The sequence below is a fragment of the Streptomyces katrae genome, from assembly GCF_000717655.1.
Classification (GTDB): Bacteria; Actinomycetota; Actinomycetes; order Streptomycetales; family Streptomycetaceae; genus Streptomyces; species Streptomyces katrae_B.
Window position 1 is genome coordinate 14,627 of sequence record NZ_JNZY01000041.1, and the last position, 16,947, is coordinate 31,573.

At 71.3% G+C, this 16,947-nt stretch carries 12 protein-coding genes; 9 read left to right on the forward strand and 3 right to left on the reverse strand.

Going from position 1 to position 16,947, the window contains the following annotated elements:
* Positions 1-31: 31 nt before the first annotated feature.
* From IF09_RS0132680 to IF09_RS0132690, 3 genes are all read left to right on the forward strand, one after another.
* Positions 32-3,763, forward strand: a complete 3,732-nt coding sequence (locus tag IF09_RS0132680; protein ID WP_030301986.1) for a S8 family peptidase — start codon at positions 32-34, stop codon at positions 3,761-3,763.
* 137 nt (positions 3,764-3,900) lie between these two features.
* Entirely contained in the window at positions 3,901-4,899 is a 999-nt protein-coding gene (locus IF09_RS0132685) for a helix-turn-helix domain-containing protein (RefSeq protein ID WP_030301987.1), read from the forward strand.
* A gap of 276 nt (positions 4,900-5,175) precedes the next feature.
* Positions 5,176-7,656: a SpoIIE family protein phosphatase gene (locus IF09_RS0132690; protein ID WP_051833286.1), complete on the forward strand. Its 2,481-nt coding sequence runs from the start codon at positions 5,176-5,178 to the stop codon at positions 7,654-7,656.
* A gap of 111 nt (positions 7,657-7,767) precedes the next feature.
* Here the strand turns inward: IF09_RS0132690 and IF09_RS0132695 are convergent, their stop codons facing one another.
* Complete coding sequence (locus IF09_RS0132695) at positions 7,768-8,517, reverse strand: restriction endonuclease (RefSeq protein WP_051833288.1); 750 nt, start codon at positions 8,515-8,517, stop codon at positions 7,768-7,770.
* A gap of 4 nt (positions 8,518-8,521) precedes the next feature.
* The gene (locus IF09_RS0132700; RefSeq protein WP_030301993.1) at positions 8,522-8,716 is read right to left on the reverse strand and encodes a hypothetical protein; all 195 of its coding nucleotides are present in this window, start codon (positions 8,714-8,716) and stop codon (positions 8,522-8,524) included.
* Positions 8,717-8,899: 183 nt separating this feature from the next.
* On the opposite strand from IF09_RS0132700, the gene IF09_RS0132705 reads away from it, so the two are divergent.
* The 3 genes from IF09_RS0132705 to IF09_RS0132715 are packed head-to-tail and all read left to right on the forward strand — an operon-like array spanning position 8,900 to position 13,451.
* Entirely contained in the window at positions 8,900-10,015 is a 1,116-nt protein-coding gene (locus IF09_RS0132705; protein ID WP_051833290.1) for a mechanosensitive ion channel family protein, read from the forward strand.
* Between the two features lie 53 nt (positions 10,016-10,068).
* Positions 10,069-11,688 carry an FMN-binding glutamate synthase family protein gene (locus tag IF09_RS0132710; RefSeq protein ID WP_051833291.1) on the forward strand — a complete coding sequence of 540 codons (1,620 nt, stop codon included), beginning with the start codon at positions 10,069-10,071 and terminating at the stop codon, positions 11,686-11,688.
* A gap of 35 nt (positions 11,689-11,723) precedes the next feature.
* On the forward strand, positions 11,724-13,451 hold the full coding sequence (locus IF09_RS0132715; RefSeq protein WP_030301998.1) for a thiamine pyrophosphate-dependent enzyme: 1,728 nt from the start codon (positions 11,724-11,726) through the stop codon (positions 13,449-13,451).
* 67 nt (positions 13,452-13,518) lie between these two features.
* Here the strand turns inward: IF09_RS0132715 and IF09_RS0132720 are convergent, their stop codons facing one another.
* Complete coding sequence (locus IF09_RS0132720; protein WP_030302001.1) at positions 13,519-13,782, reverse strand: hypothetical protein; 264 nt, start codon at positions 13,780-13,782, stop codon at positions 13,519-13,521.
* Between the two features lie 437 nt (positions 13,783-14,219).
* Between IF09_RS0132720 and IF09_RS0132730 the strand changes: the two genes are divergently transcribed.
* The 3 genes from IF09_RS0132730 (at position 14,220) to IF09_RS0132740 (ending at position 16,946) form a co-directional block, all read left to right on the forward strand.
* Entirely contained in the window at positions 14,220-14,801 is a 582-nt protein-coding gene (locus IF09_RS0132730; protein WP_234321235.1) for a ribosome-inactivating family protein, read from the forward strand.
* 484 nt (positions 14,802-15,285) lie between these two features.
* Positions 15,286-15,939, forward strand: coding sequence for a 2Fe-2S iron-sulfur cluster-binding protein (locus tag IF09_RS0132735; RefSeq protein ID WP_030302006.1), 654 nt, complete (start codon positions 15,286-15,288; stop codon positions 15,937-15,939).
* Complete coding sequence (locus IF09_RS0132740) at positions 15,936-16,946, forward strand: FAD binding domain-containing protein (protein ID WP_030302008.1); 1,011 nt, start codon at positions 15,936-15,938, stop codon at positions 16,944-16,946. Before IF09_RS0132735 ends, IF09_RS0132740 begins: the two co-directional genes overlap by 4 nt.
* Position 16,947 lies beyond the last annotated feature (1 nt).

Below are 16,947 nucleotides of genomic sequence, written 5' to 3' on the forward strand. Positions count from 1 at the left end.
GACGGCAGTCACGGGTCGGTAGACCCGTGGCATGTACTCCCCCTCTCACACTTCCGCCTTCCGGCGCAGGCGCCGGCAGCTGATCTCGGCCGCCATCGCAGTGCCGCTGCTGGCGTCGGGGCTTGCGGTCCTGCAGGCGCCCGCACAAGCCGCTCCGAACAAGCCCACCGTTCCCGCCAAGTCCTCGGCGACCCACAAGGTCACCCTGGTCACCGGCGACGTCGTCACGGTCACCACCATGGCCGACGGCAAGCAGACCGCCGACGTCGACCGGCCCGACAGTGCCGTCGGCGGCGTGAAGGTCCAGCAGATCAAGGGAGACCTGTTCGTCATCCCGGACGAGGCGGCGCCGCTGCTGGGCACGGACAAGCTGGACCGACGGTTGTTCAACGTGACCGACCTGATCGAGATGGGCTACGACGACGCGAAGTCGGCCTCGGTGCCGCTGATCGCGGCGTACACCCAGCCGAATTCCCGCGCGGCCTCCGACCCGACGGCCCCCCGGGGCAGCAAGCTGACCCGCCAGCTCAAGAGCATCCGCGGTGCCGCGCTCACAACCGAGAAGCGGCAGGCCCGCACCTTCTGGAACGACGTCGCGCCGCAAGGCAGCACGGCGTTGGGTGCGGGCATGGCGAAGCTGTGGCTCGACGGTCGCGTGAAGGCGGACCTGAAGGAGAGCGTGCCGCTGATCGGCGCGCCCGAGGCCTGGGCGGCCGGGTACACCGGCAAAGGCGTCAAGGTCGCGGTGCTCGACACCGGTATCGATGTCAACCACCCCGACTTCGTCGGCCTGATCGACGGCACGGCGAGCTTCGTGCCGGGTGAGGCCGTCACCGACGTCAACGGGCACGGCTCGCATGTCGCCGGCACGATCGTCGGTTCGGGCGCCGCCTCCGGGGGCGAAAACAAGGGCGTCGCCCCCGGCGCCGACCTGTTCGTCGGCAAGGTGCTCGGCGGTGCGGAGGGATCCGGCCAGGACTCCTGGGTCATGGCCGGCATGCAGTGGGCCGCAGAGTCCGGTGCGGACGTCGTCAACATGAGCCTCGGTGACTCCTACCCGACGGACGGTAGCGACCCGATGTCGCAGACGGTGGACGCGCTGTCCGCGCAGTACGGCACGCTGTTCGTCATAGCCGCCGGCAACTCCGGCCCGGAGAGCATCTCCGCCCCCGGTGCCGCCGCCTCGGCGCTGACCGTGGCCGCCACGGACAAGCAGGACCGGCTCGCGTCGTTCTCCAGCACCGGCCCGCTGGCCTACTCCGGCGGCATGAAACCGGACATCGCAGCGCCCGGCGTGGACATCACGGCGGCCCGTTCACAGGAGATGACCGGCGGTGGCGAGGGCCTCTACCGCACCCTCAGCGGTACCTCGATGGCCACGCCGCACGTGGTCGGCGCGGCGGCGGTCCTGGCCCAGCAACACCCCGACTGGACCGGCGCGCAGCTCAAGGAACACCTGATGAGCACCGCGAAGGGCCTTGACGGCGCATACTCGCCGTATGAGGTCGGCAGCGGCCGTCTCGACGTGGCCGCTGCCGTGCGCACCCCGGTCCGCGGCACCGGATCCCTGTTCTTCGGCAACCACACATGGCCGCACGAGCCGAGCGACACTGCCGTCACCAAGGACCTGACCTTCACCAACACCGGTTCCGCCCCCGTCACGCTGAACCTCGCGCCGCCCGGCGGCGGCCCGTTCACGCTGGGAGCCACGAGGGTGACCGTCCCGGCGGGCGGCACCGCCGCCGTCCCGGTGACCGCTGACCCGAAAGCCGCCCCGGCCGGCCGGCACACCGGCTACGTGACGGCCACCGACGCCGCCACCGGGCGGCCGGTGACCCGCACGTCCGTGGCGTTGCTCAAGGAGGAGGAGCGCTACGACCTGAACATCAAGTTGGTCGGCCGTGACGGCAAGCCCGCCGCCGGCTGGGTCACGGTCAACCTGGCCGGCGACTTCTGGCCCTGGTCCCTCTACGTCGACGGCTCGACCACCATGCGCATGGCACCCGGCACGTACACCGCCGCGGGGTACCTCGACGTGGCGGGCGAGAAGCCGGATCGCTCGGGCCTGGCCGTGCTGGTCGACCCGGAGACCGTGCTCAAGGACCGTTCCGCCGACGTGGTGCTGGACGCGGGGAAGGCTCGTCTGCTGCAGACGGAGGCGCCGGAGCGCACTGAGGACCGACAGCGCAAGGTCGACTTCAACGTCCACTACAAGGGCCTCGACCCGTTCGCGGACTACCGCAGCGCGTACGTGCTGCCGCCGACGTACGACGACGTCTACGTCGCGCCGACGGAGCCGATGCAGCAGGGCGAGTTCATGCTGACCACCCGGTGGCGCAAGGGCGCGCCGCAGCTCGGCCTGAGCACGCCGGGCGGCCGGTTCCGGTTCGAGGCACTGGTGCAGGCGGGCAGCGCCCTGGGCACCGCCACGGACACGCTGGACGTCGTCTACGCGGGCAACGGCGCGGCAGCTGCATACAAGAAGGTCAAGGCCAAGGGCAAGGTCGTCGTCATCGACCGCAGCGACGGGGTCTCGCCCCAAGAGCGCACCGAGGCCGCGGTCGCGGCCGGTGCGAAGGCGCTGATCGTGGTCAACGACGGTGTCGGTGCTCTGATGGAGTACGTCGGCGAATCGGCCATCCCGGTCGCCTCCGTGCACCGTGACGAGGGCAACGTCCTCATCGCGACGGCCAAGGCCGGCATCCACAAGCTGACCGCCGAGCAGACCGAGTACACGCCGTTCGTCTACGACCTCACCCGGGAATACCCCGGCCAGGTGCCGGACCGGGCCCTGGTCTACAAGCCGACCAAGGGCGACCTCGCGCGGATCGACGCCCGCTACTACTCGGCGACGGACGGCCGGTCGGCGGAGGGCTACCGGTCCGACTTCACCCTCAGCCCGTCGGTCAACTTCCCCGAGCGCGAGTGGCACCCGGGCACCCGCACCGAGTGGGTGAGCCCAGGCCAGGTCTGGAGGGAGTTCCACGCGCAGGGCGTCGACACGGCCCTGCCGTGGGTGATGGTGTCGGGGGACAACACGTACGCCAAGGGCAGTACCACCCGGCTGGACTGGTTCGCACCGGCGACCCGGCCCGCCCAGAGCGAGTCCTTCGGCGTCTACAACTCCCGCTGGCAGAACCACATGACCTGGAACGTGCAGGCGTGGGCTTCAGCCAGCGACAACATGCGGCTGGGCGGTTTCCTGCAGTGGGGTGAGACGCCGACCCACCTGCAGGTCTTCCAGGGCGACAGGCTGATCCACGACAACCCGTCCAGTACGGACATGCAGTGGGTGGAGGTGCCGGCGGGCAACCTTCCCTACCGCGCCGTCCTCGACGCAGAGCGGCCCGGTGACCTCTTCCGGCTGTCGACGCGCACCCACACCGAGTGGACGTTCATGTCCGACACCGTCGACTCGGAATTCTTCGAGCCGTTCCCGGTACTGAACCTGGACTACGAGCTGGAGTCGGACCTGCGCGGCGACGTCAAGGCCGACGCAACCCGGCAGATCGCGCTCGAGCCGGTGTCGATGGGCCTCGGCACCGTGCCGGGCACCGTCACCACCGTGAAGCTGGACGTCTCGTACGACGACGGCGCCACCTGGCAGAAGGTGACCGTGGCCAAGGGCGCCGGCGGCCGCTGGACGGGTTCGTTCAGGACGCCCAAGAAGCCCGGTGGCTTCATCTCGGTCCGCGCGAGCGCCCAGACGGACAGCGGCTTCAGCGTCAAGAACGAGATCATCCGGGCGTACGGCCTGCGATGAACCGCCCTGTGGGGCCCCGGGGCGGCGACTCCCCGGGGCCCACCCTCTCGCACCCGTTCCCACCAGGGACTATTCAGGGTCTGCCGCCATGGCGCATACTCTCCCCGCTGCGGCAAGCGGAAGAGAGTCGGTCGCCGATGCTGGATGTTCTGGGCCTCGAACCCGACGACGAGCTCGTCTACCGGGCGCTGCTCGGACGGCCGAACTCCACCGCGATCCTGCTGTCCGACCAGCTCGTCCTGCCGCATGCCCACGTCGACAAGGCCTTGTCCCGTCTGGTCGGGTGGGGACTGGTGACGAGGTCGGCGGACGAACGGTTCACCGCCGCGCCGCCGGCCATGGCGCTCGGCGCTCTCATCAGCCAGCGCCGGGACGGGCTGCGTATGGCCGAGCATGCCCTGGTGACCTTCGCCGAGGAGCACCGAGCGGCGATGACCGGGAACAGCATCAACGACCTGATCGAGGTCGTCACGGGCGTCGACGCCATCCGCCATCGCTTCCTCCAGGTGCAGCAGGCAGCCCGGACGCAGGTCCGATCCTTCATCACCGCACCGTTCGTCGCCCTGCCGCCCGACGAGAACACGGCCGAACCCGTGGCCCTCGGCCGCGGTGTGCAGTTCCGGGCGGTACTCGACCGGGCCGTGCTGGCAGAACCGGGCATCATCGACGACGCGATCGATTCACTGGGCAAGGGTGTGCGGCTCCGTGTTGCCGACCGGCTGCCGATGAAACTCGTGCTGGCCGACGCCGACCTCGGCCTCGTCCCCCTCGCGGTCACACCGGACGGGGAGCCCGGCGCCGTGCTGCTGCACCGCAGCGGCCTGCTGGACGCGCTGGACGCCCTGTTCGAGACGGTATGGCGCACCGCCCACCCGCTCGCACTGTCGGCCACGCGCGGAGAATCCGAAGCCACCGTCGAAGTCGGCCCGCACGGCCCGACCGAGCTCGACCGCAGGATCCTCGCGCTGCTCCTGGCCGGCCTGACGGACCTGACGGCCGCGGCACAACTCGGTCTGTCACCGCGCACGCTGCACCGGCGCCTGCGTCATCTCATGGACATGGCCGGAGTCCGGAGCCGGATGCAGCTCGGTGCCCACGCGGTCCGAAACGGCTGGGCGGAGCCCCCGCAAACGTGACCGGCACACGAGGGCATGGCCCGACGGGCGCACCGGCGAACCTCGCGGGAGCCGTCCAGGCCGACGCGGTCGCCGTCCCCCACCGGCCCCTGGCGGCTCGGGCTCGCCGAAAGTGGGGGCAGCCGGTGGACGACGCTCTGCCGACGTACGGCTGCGCGGCGATACTGAAGGTGAGCCGACTGCTCAATCCCTGATCTCTGATCACTCTGGGTAGTCGCCGCGGCAATCCGCTGTGCGGTCCGTTCGGCAGGTCGAGCAGGTCGGAGGGTGGCAGCGATGGACGCACCGGCGCCGGGATCGGGTGAGGTGCCCGAGGACCCGTTCGCGCTGCACAACTCTGCCTCGGCGGTTCTGGACGCCCACGGCAGGGTCGTCGGCTGGAGCGAGCGCGCACAGGAGCACCTCGGCTACCCGCCCGACGAGGTCCTGGGCCGCGCGGCCCTGGAATTTCTGTTCGACTCTCGTGACCGTGAGGCGGTGCGGGAGGCGGCGGCGGCGTGCGAGCGCGACCGGGGCTGGTCCGGCCTTCTGCCCGTCCTGCACCGCAGCGGGCGACGGGTGGAGCTGGGCTGCCGCGCCCGCGCGGTCATCCGCGCGGGCGCGGCCCGCGAGTGGTTCCTCGTGGTCGCCCCGGCGGAGGAGGTGCTCCAGTGGGAGACTGATCGGTCGGTCCTGGACGGCCTGTTCCGGCGCTCCCCGATCGGTCTGTCCGTCCACGCCCCCGATCTGAGCATCCTGCGTATCAACCGGGCGCTGGCCCGGTTCACGCATCTTTCCGCGGCGGACATCCGGAGCCGACGCATCGGCGACTTCCTCATCGGTCCGGACGTGGAGACCCTCGAAACCCGCCTGCGACGGGTGCTGGAAACGGGCGCCCCCCTGATCTTCACCGAGCAGCCCTGTCACCTGAGGAGAGACCCCGACCACGAGCGGGTGGTCTCGGTGTCGGCGTTTCGGATGGAGGACCCCTCCGGCGGGATCCTCGGAGTCACCCAACTGGTGGAGGACGTCACCGACCGCTACCGGGCCCGGCGGCGGCTCGCCCTGCTCAACCGGGCGAGCGCCCGCATCGGGACCACACTGGATCTCGCCCAGACCACCCGGGAGCTGGCCGAGGTCGCCGTCCCCGACCTCGCGGACGCCGTCTCGGTGGATCTGCTGGACTCGGTCGCCCGGGGCGACGAGACCGCCGAGGAGGCGAGCGGGCCGGTCCGCAGAATGGCCGTCCAGTCGGTCGTGGCAGAGGCGCTGCGGGTGATGTACTCCGCCGGAGAGGTCTTCCGCTTCGACCCTCGTACTCCGCAGGCCAGGTGCCTCGCCAAGCAGCAGCCCATCCTCGAACCAGTGCTCCAGAGCAGCCCGGGCTGGTACTTCCAGGATCCAGAGCGCACACAGCGCGCCTTCGACCTGGAGGCTCACTCACTGATCGTCGTACCGCTGACGGCCCGCGGTCGGCTCCTCGGCCTGCTCAGCCTCTGGCGCGCCGAGCGGCCCGAGCCGTTCGAGGAGGACGACCTCACGCTCGCAGAGGAATTCGCCGCGCGGGCCGCCCTGTGCATCGACAACGCCCGCCGCTACACCCAGCAACATCAGGCCGCGTTGACATTGCAGCGCAGCCTGCTGCCGCAGGAGTTGCCCGACTACAGCGCGGTCGAGGTCGCGCACCTCTATCTGCCGGCCGATCCCGCCACCGGCGTGGGCGGCGACTGGTTCGATGTCATCCCGCTTTCCGGAGCGCGCGTCGCCCTCGTCGTCGGCGATGTCGTCGGCCATGGTCTGCACGCCGCGGCCACCATGGGCCGCCTGCGTACGGCCGTGCACACCCTGGCCAGCCTCGACTACGCTCCGGACGAGGTCCTCTCCCACCTGGACGACCTGGTCAACCGCCTGGCAGATGAGCAGGAGCCTGCCGACGGACGCTCGCGGGGCCAGCAGATCGTCGGCGCGACGTGCCTCTACGCGGTCTACGATCCCACCTCCCGGCGCTGCACCCTGGCCCGGGCGGGCCACCTGCCCCCCGCCGTGGTGACCTCCGACGGCACGGTGAGCCTGCCCGACCTTCCCGAGGGACCGCCCCTGGGTCTGGGCGGACTTCCGTTCGAGTCCGCCGAATTGGAACTCGACGAGGGAAGTCTGCTGGCGCTGTACACGGACGGCCTGGTCGAGACCCGTGGCCTCGACCTCGACGAGGGCCTCGAGCGGCTGCGAGAAGCCCTCTCCCGCCCCGGCCGCTCGCTGGAGGAGACCTGCACGGACGTGCAGAACGCCCTGCTGCCGGATCACCCACCGGATGACGTCGCACTGCTCCTCGCCCGCACCCGCGTCCTGGCGCCGGAGCAGGTCGCCTCCTGGGAACTGCCCGCAGAGCCGACCGCCGCCGCCCGGGCACGGCACCTGACGGAGACCACACTGACCGGGTGGGGACTGGGGGAGCTGGCCTTCACCGCCGAACTGGTCGTCAGCGAACTGGTCACCAACGCCTACCGGTACGGCGGCGGCACGCCGGTGACCCTGCGGCTCATCCGCGACCGCAGCCTGATCTGCGAGGTCTCCGACAGCAGCAGCACCGCTCCGCACCTACGACGGGCGCGCACCACTGATGAAGGCGGGCGCGGCCTCTTCCTGGTGGCCCAGCTCACCGAACGATGGGGCACCCGCTACTCCCGGGACGGCAAGACAGTCTGGACGGAGTTCCCCCTTGCCACAACAGCGGAGGGGCACTCCGCGGCTGTGGCGAACCTTGCACTCAACGGGTGACACCAGGCGAGTCACAGGCAGGTGGCCTGCGTCGACAGAGGAGTCCGACCCGGGCCCCACATCCCCCCGACCGGCCTCCCCCCAGCGTCCGGCGTCCTTGCCGGCCGCCGCTCAGCGGCCGGCCCGGACGCCGTCGGTGGAGCCGTCGGGCCGGACAGTGTCCGATTCCCAGGGCGGCGGCCGTACGCCCGGCTCGGTCCAGGCCGCCAGAGCCTCTCCGTCGACACAGACGATGCCGCACGTGGCGGCGTACTCGAGGGCAGGCGCGGTGAAGTAACCGGTGGTGACGATGATCGCGACATCGGCGTCGTGGACGGCGAAGCACGTCCCGCCGAAACGCTGCAGGTCCTGCGAGCCGACCCGGTTGTCCTCGGCGTAGTGCTTGCACTGCACGATGACCCGCAGCCCGTCCGGGGTCGTGGCGATCACGTCGGCGCCCAGGTCACCCGCGCCGCCCACCACTTCCACCGGCGTGCAGCCGTCGCGTACGCAGAGAGCGGCGATGGTGTGCTCGAAGCCGTCGGCATCGGCCGCGGCATGGTCCAGCGCGTCGGCTCCCACATCCGGCAGATCCGTCGCGGGCCGCACGCCCGTCGCGGAGCGCACGCCCGGGTCGGGCGGTGCCGTGCGGCGACGCCTGACAGGGGACACGCTCCATCCGGCGAACGCCACGCCGAGCAGCAGCGCCACCGCCGCGGCCACCGGCAGGACCGGCATCCGCGTCCCGGCCGCCGAGGCGGCCTTGACGAAGACGGCCAGTCCGCCCACGGCCGTACCGGCGAGTCCCACGGCGAGCACCAGATCGCGCCCGAGCGCCGTGCCGCGCCGCGGGGCCCCGCTCCCGTCTTCCCTCGATTCCATGGGCTCAGCGCCTACGGCCCCAGCCCCGGCCCCGTCCGCGGGCCGCCCAGCCGTGGCCGATTCCGGCGACGTGGAGCGCGAGCGCGGCGAGACCGATCAGCATGAAGTTGGTGGAGCTGAACACTTCGTTCGTGCTGATGGTGGCGGCGTTGATCAGGAACGCGATGACGAACAGCACTGCGGCGGTGATGCCGAGCATGTCCATGCCCCCTTCGGTCGGTGACGGCCGTTTTCCCCGTGAGCGCCGGATCATGACTGGCCGGCTCCAGCCGGATTTCGCTGTGCCGCAGAGAAACGGAAGGGAACCCACACCTCCTGTGTCAGCTCCCTCCCAGTGGGCAGGGGCGTGGACGTCCATGTCACCTACATCCGTTGAGGAGATATGAACAGCGCTCTTCGTGTGCTGACCGTCCTGGGCGGCTCGATCCTGCTCGCCCTCGCGGCCGGTTGGGTGGTCGACCTGCTGCTGCGCCGAGCCGACGCACGCCACCCCGAGACACCCCTGTGGAACCTGCTGCGCCGGAGCCGGCGCGCCCTGCTGATCGTGCTGCTCGCCGCTCTGCTCAGGGGCGCCTACCGGCAGATCGCGTGGCCGCCGCTGCACGACCACGCCGCCGCCGTGGGCCGGGTGCTCTCCCTCACCCTGATCGGCGCGGGGGCCTGGCTGCTGGTGGCCGTGGCCTCCGCCATCGTCGAGTCGGGGTACGCCCGCTACGCCACCGCCACCCGCGACCCGGCCCGACTGCGCCGCGTCCGCACCCAGGTGACCCTGATCATGCGGGTGGTGACGGTCCTCGTGGCCGTCATCGCGGTCGCCGCGATGCTCGTCACCTTCCCGAGCTTCCGCGCGCTCGGCACCTCCGTGCTGGCCTCCGCCGGAATCATCGGAATCGTGGCCGGCGTCGCCGCCCAGTCCACCCTCGGGAACCTCTTCGCGGGCTTCCAGATCGCCTTCGGCGACATGGTGCGCATCGGCGACACGGTCGTCGTCGCAGGCGAGTGGGGGGTGGTCGAGGACATCACCCTCACCTTCCTCGCCGTACGGACCTGGGACGAACGCCGCATCACCATGCCCGTCTCGTACTTCACCACCCGCCCCTTCGAGAACTGGTCACGCGGTGGCATCCAGATGACCGGCACCGTCTTCCTCCACTGCGACCACCGCGCACCCGTGGACCTCATGCGCGACAAGGCCGAGGAGATCCTCCACAACTGCAAGGAGTGGGACGGCCGCGGCTGGGACCTCGCCGTCACCGAGACGACGCCCTCCACCATCGTGGTGCGGGTCATCGTCACGGCCAAGGACCCCGACGACCTGTGGACGGCGCGCTGCGCCGTGCGGGAGCAACTGGTCGCCTGGCTGGCGGAGAAGCACCCGGATGCCCTGCCGCGCATCGTGCTGGACCCGGCACCGGCACCGGTACCCGGACATGCATCAGGACAGGCCCCCGCGCCGGACGCCGCCGGAGCAACTGGATCCGCGCCCGCCCGGCCGTAGGCGGCGGGGTGAGCCGCGCCTCCCACGCGCCCGCGACCCCGACACCCCCGGGAATGCTTGGCGCGCGGTCGTCGGGACACAAGCGGGGTGTGCTGAAGACACTTGCCCTGATCCTGCCCGGCGCCGCAGCGGCACTCGCCGCGGTCGCCGCCCTCCTCCTCTCGCCCTGGTGGTGGGCCGTGGCCGGCCCCTCGCTGCTGCTCGTCCTGGTGGCCTCGTACGACCTCCTGCAACGCCGGCATTCCGTCCTGCGGAACTACCCCCTGCTCGGGCACCTCCGGTTCGCCCTGGAGGCGCTGCGGCCGGAGATACAGCAGTACTTCATCGAGCGGAACGTCGACGGCAGCCCCTTCGACCGCGACACCCGCAGCATCGTCTACGAGCGGGCCAAGGGCACCGACGCGGAGGAGCCGTTCGGCACGGAGCTCGATCTCCACCGGCCCGGGAGCGAATACCTCACCCCGTCCATGGCCCCGCACCCGGTGCCGGCCGAACCGCCCCGGGTCCGGGTCGGCGGGCCCGACTGCACCGAGCCGTACGACATGTCCCTGCTCAACGTCTCGGCGATGAGCTTCGGCTCCCTGTCCGCCAACGCCGTCCTCGCCCTCAACACGGGGGCGAAGCTGGGCGGCTTCGCCCACGACACCGGCGAAGGCGGAGTGTCCGAGTACCACCTGCGCCCCGGCGGGGACCTCGTGTGGGAGATCGGCACCGGGTACTTCGGGTGCCGTACCGACGACGGCGGCTTCGACGAGCGGCAGTTCGCCGACAAGGCCGCACACCCGCAGGTCAAGTGCGTGTCGCTGAAGATCAGCCAGGGCGCCAAGCCGGGCATCGGCGGCGTCCTGCCCGGTGCCAAGGTGAACGCGGAGATCGCGCAGGTGCGCGGAGTGCCGCAGGGGGAGACCGTCGTCTCGCCGCCGTTCCACCGCGTGTACTCCACCCCGCGCGAGCTGGTGCGCTTCCTAGCCCGCATGCGGGAGCTCGCCGGCGGCAAGCCCGTGGGGTTCAAGCTGTGCGTCGGCTCGCGCCGTGAGTTCCTCGCCGTGTGCAAGGCCATGCGGGAGGCGGACGTCACCCCCGACTTCATCGTCGTCGACGGGGCGGAGGGCGGCACGGGCGCGGCGCCCCTGGAGTTCGCCGACCATGTGGGCCTGCCGCTGGGCGACGGCCTGATGACCGTCCACAACGCCCTCGTCGGCTCCGGGCTGCGCGACCGCATCCGGATCGGAGCCTCCGGAAAGGTCGCCACCGGCAGCGACCTCGTCAAACGCATGGTCCAAGGCGCCGACTACACCAACTCGGCCCGCGCCATGATGTTCGCGATCGGTTGCATCCAGGCCCAGCGCTGCCACACCAACACCTGCCCCGTCGGGGTCGCCACCCAGGACGAGCGGCGCGCCCGGGCCCTGGACGTCGGTGACAAGGCGCAGCGCGTACGGCGCTACCAGGAAGCGACCGTCAAGAGCGCGCTGCAGATCATGGCGGCCATGGGCGTCGACGACGCGCGCGGACTGCGCCCCCACATGCTGCTCCAGCGGGTGGACCCGCACACCGTCCGCTCGTACGCCGAACTCCACGCCTGGCTCGCCCCCGGAGAACTGCTCGCATCGCCGCCCGAAAGCTGGGCAGCCGACTGGAAGGCGGCCGACCCCGGCCGCTTCACCCGCTGAACCGGCCGCTGAACCGGCAAACGAAGGGCAGTCCCGTGGCACGCACCGTCGCCCACGTCATCGTCGACGCACTCGAGGAACTCGGCGTCCGGCACGTCTTCGGCGTCGTCGGAGACGCGTTGAACCCGCTGACCGAAGCGATCCGCACATCCGTCGGCCTGAACTGGGTCGGCTGCCGGCACGAGGAGGCCGCGGCCTTCGCCGCCTCGGCGCAGTCCCAGCTCTCGGGGACCCTCGGGGTGTGCATGGGCACGGTGGGACCCGGATCCGTGCACTTGCTCAACGGCCTCTACGACGCCGCCAAGAGCCGCACGCCCGTCCTGGCCATCTGCGGCCAGGTCCCCCTCGCCGAGATCGGCAGCGACTACTTCCAGGAGGTCGACAACGACCTGCTCTTCCGCGACGTCGCCGTCCACCGGGCCACCGTCACCTCCCCGGACCAGATGCCGCGCCTGCTCGAATCGGCCGTACGCGCCGCCGTGACCCGGGGCGGAGTGGCCGTCCTGACCGTCCCCGGCGACCTGGGCGATCAGGAGCTGAGCGACGACAGGCCCACGCGCTTCGCCCTCGACCGCGCCGTCACCCGGCCCGACGACCCGGCCCTCGCCCGGGCCGGCGAGCTGCTGAACGCCGCGTCCCGGGTGACCCTGCTCGTCGGCCAGGGCGCCCGCGAGGCCCGCACCGAGGTCCTGCGGACCGCCGAGCTGCTCGCGGCGCCCATGGTGCTCACGTTGAAGGCGAAGGAGGGCTTCGAGGACGACAACGCTTTCCAGGTGGGCCAGACCGGCCTCATCGGCAACCCCGCCGCCGCCCATGCGCTCGACAGCGGGGACGTCCTCTTCATGCTGGGGACCGACTTCCCCTACCGGGAGTGGTACCCGAAGGACGTCAAGGTGATCCAGATCGACTCCCGCGAGGACCACCTGGGACGGCGCACCCCCGTGGACGTGGGCCTGGCCGGTGATGTCGGAGCCACGCTGCGGGCGCTGCTGCCGCTGTTGAAGCCGGTCCCGGACCGTGCACACCTCGACGACGCCCGGGAGCGTTTCCTCCGGTGGCAGGAGGGACAGCAGCGGCTGGCCGACCCCACGCACGAGCACCGCTGGACCGGGAAGCTACGGGCCGCCCTGGACAACCGCGATCACGCCGTCCGCCCCGAGGCGCTGGCCGCGGCGGTGGACGCCTACGCAGACGCCGACGCCGTCTTCACCTCCGACACCGGCATGGCCACCGTCTGGCTCTCCCGCTTCGTCACCATGCACGGCGACCGCCGCCTCATCGGCTCGTACAACCTCGGCTCGATGGCCAACGCCATGCCCCAGGCCCTCGGTGCCCAGCTGTGGGCGCCCGACCGGCAGATCGTCGCGCTCTGCGGGGACGGCGGGCTGAGCATGCTGCTCGGCGACCTCATGACCATCAAGACGTACCGGCTGCCGGTGAAGCTCGTCGTCTTCGACAACCGCCGCCTGGGCATGGTCAAGCTGGAACAGGAGCAGGCGGGCCTGCCCGAATTCGGCACGGAACTCGACAACCCCGATTTCGCCGCGGTTGCCGCGGCACTCGGCCTGACGGGGATCCGGGTCACCGACCCGGCCGAGCTCCACGAGGGCGTACGCCGGGCCTTCGAGACGCCGGGGCCGGTCCTGCTGGACGTGCTCACCAACCCGGAGGAAGTGGCCGTGCCCGGCAAACCGACCCTGGCCCAGGGCTGGGGTTTCGCCGTGGCCAAGGCCAAGGAGCTCCTGCCGGGCCGCGAGGGCTGACGGCCACCGTAGGAGGGCGACGGTGTCCATCACGCCGTGCGCCGCATCGCTCACCTGCACCACCTCGTCAGTCGTCGCGTTCCTCGGTTCCGGCCACGTAGGCGACGAGCGCGCCGGCGAGCACGGCCCAGGCCGCTGCGACTGGTCCCGCCGTGGCCCAGGCGAGGAGGCCGAGCAGCAGGGCGGTGAGGGCGCCGGTGGCGAGGGCTCGTGGCCGGGTGAGGAACCTCCAGTGCTTGCGTCCGCTGCCGGGCCGGCGGATTTCGGCGACTGCCGTCCTGATGACGAGGGCAGCCACCACTATGGCGATGCTGAGCAGGGTGATCGCCATGGCGTCTCCGATGCGGTCAGTTGTGCTGTGTGGCGGCTTGTTCTGCCTCGTCGGGTTGGTGGCTGTCGGGGATGCCATCGGCGTCCGCATCGACCACCCTATGTATCCCCTGATCGCGACCGGGCACCTGACGCGGGCCACGGGCGGCGAGACCTGGTGACCGCCCCGGTCCCCCGGAGCGGCCATCAAGCCGCTTCCTGTCCGGCACGGGGGCCGACCACCGGAATCACGCGCTCAATTCTTAGCATCACAGGCCAAGTATTTCCCCGGCCGCCACCAGGACGACTACAAAGGACGGAACCGATCCGAACCCTGCGATGGGGACGACGTCGAAGGTGGTGGATGCGTATGCGTGAATACGGCAGGATCGAACCGATCGCGGTCAGATTACTTCGGGGAAGGTCGATGTCCGGCGGCCTCCCCTGATGTGGGCGGCCATGCTGAAACCCGTGTCATTTTCCCCGGCGTACGCATCGGCGGACGAGTATCGGCTCCTGACGTCGACCATCCGGTCGAGGGCGGAGGATGCGCAGGGATTCTTCGGCGGGGCCTCGCGAGGGCCGGGGGAAATGGCTTACCTGCCCCTGCGTGTTCAGCTGCGAGGTTTGTCCCTCGAGCTCTACATCGAGCTCCGCCTGCACAACACGGGCATGCGCATCGTCGGGTTCCGCAACACTTTCGAGAATGGGCAGGTCCCGCCGGAAGCGTGCGTCCGCCACGTCAGGGACTCCATTTCGCCACCGGGGATCCGCCGAACCGAAGCCCTGCCGTTCGGTGGAGACCGATCCGACCTGGAGACGGCCGCCGCCGTGCGGCGTTTGGGGATCTTCCTGGGGCGCCGGCCCCTGGGCGACGCGGTGATCCGGCTGCACCGGAACCGCGATCCGAAGTGCACGGCACATGGAATGCTCGTGCTCTCGGAAATGATCTGTGAGGCCGCCAGATTCCCGGCTCTGGCCGATGCGATGTCGCGAATCTGGCTGACCGGTGGACGGCTGTCGGCCGCGGCATCCGCCTGAAGTTCCTTGCCTGGGCGCCCATCCACAGGCGGGCACCGAAGAAAGGAGCAAGCCCCCCGCCAGGAGCTCGTTTCAGTCCCGTACGATCCGCGATTCCGGTCCTGAGGGCCCGCATAACGGGATCGGATGCTTTCCTGTAGAACCTTTCATCGCCATGTCCGCAGACGGGAGACACCTTATAGACGGACCCATCATGAGTGCCTGACACAGGCGCTTTGACTCGTTGAAGCAGGCGGCCGCCCCTGGGGATGAAAAGGGGCGGCCACTTGCCGTTCCCGGCGGCGATTCCGGTTCATGCCCGCACCGTCGTCGTGCATCCGATTCGCACCACGACGGCGCGTCCCGCCGCTCTGTGCCGTGACACCCGATCGTGGGCCGTACGGGGGAGGTCGGCGGGGGCGTGCGGCGCGCTCGGGCGTGCGAGGGGCCAGGCTGGGCACTCGAAGGGATATTCCTCCTCAAACAGACGTCAAGGGAGCTCGTTGTGGCTCACGCAACCGACCCGCCCGCCCACCGGCCTGCCCCCGATGGCGGCCCCGGACCGGCGCCGCGCACGCCGGACGACCCGTCCGCCGGGGCCCCCCGCTCCCGGGTGACCCTCCGCGTCAACGGTGTCCACCACGACCTCGACCTGGACCACCGGGTCACGCTGCTCGACGCCCTGCGCGAGCACCTGGACCTGACCGGTGCCAAGAAGGCCTGCGACCACGGGCAGTGCGGTGCCTGCACCGTCCTGGTCGACGGCCGGCGCGCCAACAGCTGCCTGCTCCTCGCCGTGGCCCTCGACGGCTGTGAGATCACCACCGTCGAGGGCCTGGCCGGCCCCGACGGCGCCCTCCACCCCCTCCAGCGCGCCTTCATGGAGCACGACGCCTTCCAGTGCGGCTACTGCACCCCCGGCCAGCTCTGCTCCGCGGTCGGCGCGCTCCGGGAAGCCGCCGCCGGCCACCCCTCGCACGTCACCGCCGCCGCGATCGTGGCGGCCTCCGGCCCCGCCGTGCTGACCGCCGAGGAGATCAGGGAGCGGCTCAGCGGGAACCTCTGCCGCTGCGGCGCCTACCCCGCGATCGTCCGAGCCGTCGCCGAGGCGGGAGCCGAAGCCGCGGCCACCGGGACCGGTGCGGAGGTGACCGCGTGAGGCCCTTCGCCTACGTACGCGCCACCAGCCTCCAGGAGGCGGCCGACGCCTACGCCGCCCACCCCGGCTCCCGCTATCTCGGCGGCGGCACCAACCTCGTGGACCTGATGAAACTGGGCGTCGAGACCCCCAGCGCCCTCATCGACGTCTCCCGCCTCCCGCTGGGGGAGATCAGCGAACTCCCCGACGGCGGCTTGCGCGTGGGCGCCACGGTCCGCAACAGCGACCTGGCCGCCGACCCGCTGGTGCGCACCCGCTACCCGCTCCTCAGCCGGGCGCTGCTCTCCGGTGCCTCCGGCCAGCTGCGCAACGTCGCCACCACCGGCGGAAACCTGCTCCAGCGCACCCGCTGCGGCTACTTCCAGGACCTCTCCAAACCCTGCAACAAGCGCGAACCCGGCAGCGGCTGCGGGGCCCGCGACGGCCTCCACCGCGACCACGCGGTACTCGGACACTCCGAGCACTGCATCGCGACCCACCCCTCCGACATGGCCGTGGCCCTCGCCGCGCTGGACGCCGAAGTCGAGCTGTACGGCGAGGCGGGAGCCACCCGTACCGTCGCGGCCGCCGAGTTCCACCGGCTGCCCGCGGACCGGCCCGATCAGGACACCGTCGTCCGCCCCGGGGAGATCATCACGGCGGTGATCCTGCCCGCCGGCGCGCCGGGCGCCGTCTCCCTCTACCGCAAGGCCCGCGAACGCGCCTCGTACGCCTTCGCCCTTGCTTCGGTCGCCGTCGTCCTCGACCTCGACGACGGCCGCGTACGCCGGGTCGCCCTCGCCTTCGGCGGCCTCGCCCACCGGCCCTGGCGTGCGACCACCGCCGAGGCCCGGCTGGCCGGCGCCGTACCGCACCCCGACGCCGTCCGCGCGGCCGTCGACGCCGAACTCGCCCGGGCGAGGCCCCTGCGCGACAACGCGTACAAGATCCCGCTCGCCCGCAACCTCGCCTGCGACGCCATCGCCGAGCTGGCCGGCACGCACCCCGGTTCCCCCGCCACGCCGTAGC

Coding starts and splice junctions, on each gene's coding strand:
- IF09_RS0132680 (WP_030301986.1), top strand. CDS start 32: ATGTACTCCCCCTCTCACACTTCCGCCTTCCGGCGCAGGCGCCGGCAG.
- IF09_RS0132685 (WP_030301987.1), top strand. CDS start 3,901: ATGCTGGATGTTCTGGGCCTCGAACCCGACGACGAGCTCGTCTACCGG.
- IF09_RS0132690 (WP_051833286.1), top strand. CDS start 5,176: ATGGACGCACCGGCGCCGGGATCGGGTGAGGTGCCCGAGGACCCGTTC.
- IF09_RS0132695 (WP_051833288.1), bottom strand. CDS start 8,517: ATGGAATCGAGGGAAGACGGGAGCGGGGCCCCGCGGCGCGGCACGGCG.
- IF09_RS0132700 (WP_030301993.1), bottom strand. CDS start 8,716: ATGCTCGGCATCACCGCCGCAGTGCTGTTCGTCATCGCGTTCCTGATC.
- IF09_RS0132705 (WP_051833290.1), top strand. CDS start 8,900: ATGAACAGCGCTCTTCGTGTGCTGACCGTCCTGGGCGGCTCGATCCTG.
- IF09_RS0132710 (WP_051833291.1), top strand. CDS start 10,069: ATGCTTGGCGCGCGGTCGTCGGGACACAAGCGGGGTGTGCTGAAGACA.
- IF09_RS0132720 (WP_030302001.1), bottom strand. CDS start 13,782: ATGGCGATCACCCTGCTCAGCATCGCCATAGTGGTGGCTGCCCTCGTC.
- IF09_RS0132730 (WP_234321235.1), top strand. CDS start 14,220: ATGCTGAAACCCGTGTCATTTTCCCCGGCGTACGCATCGGCGGACGAG.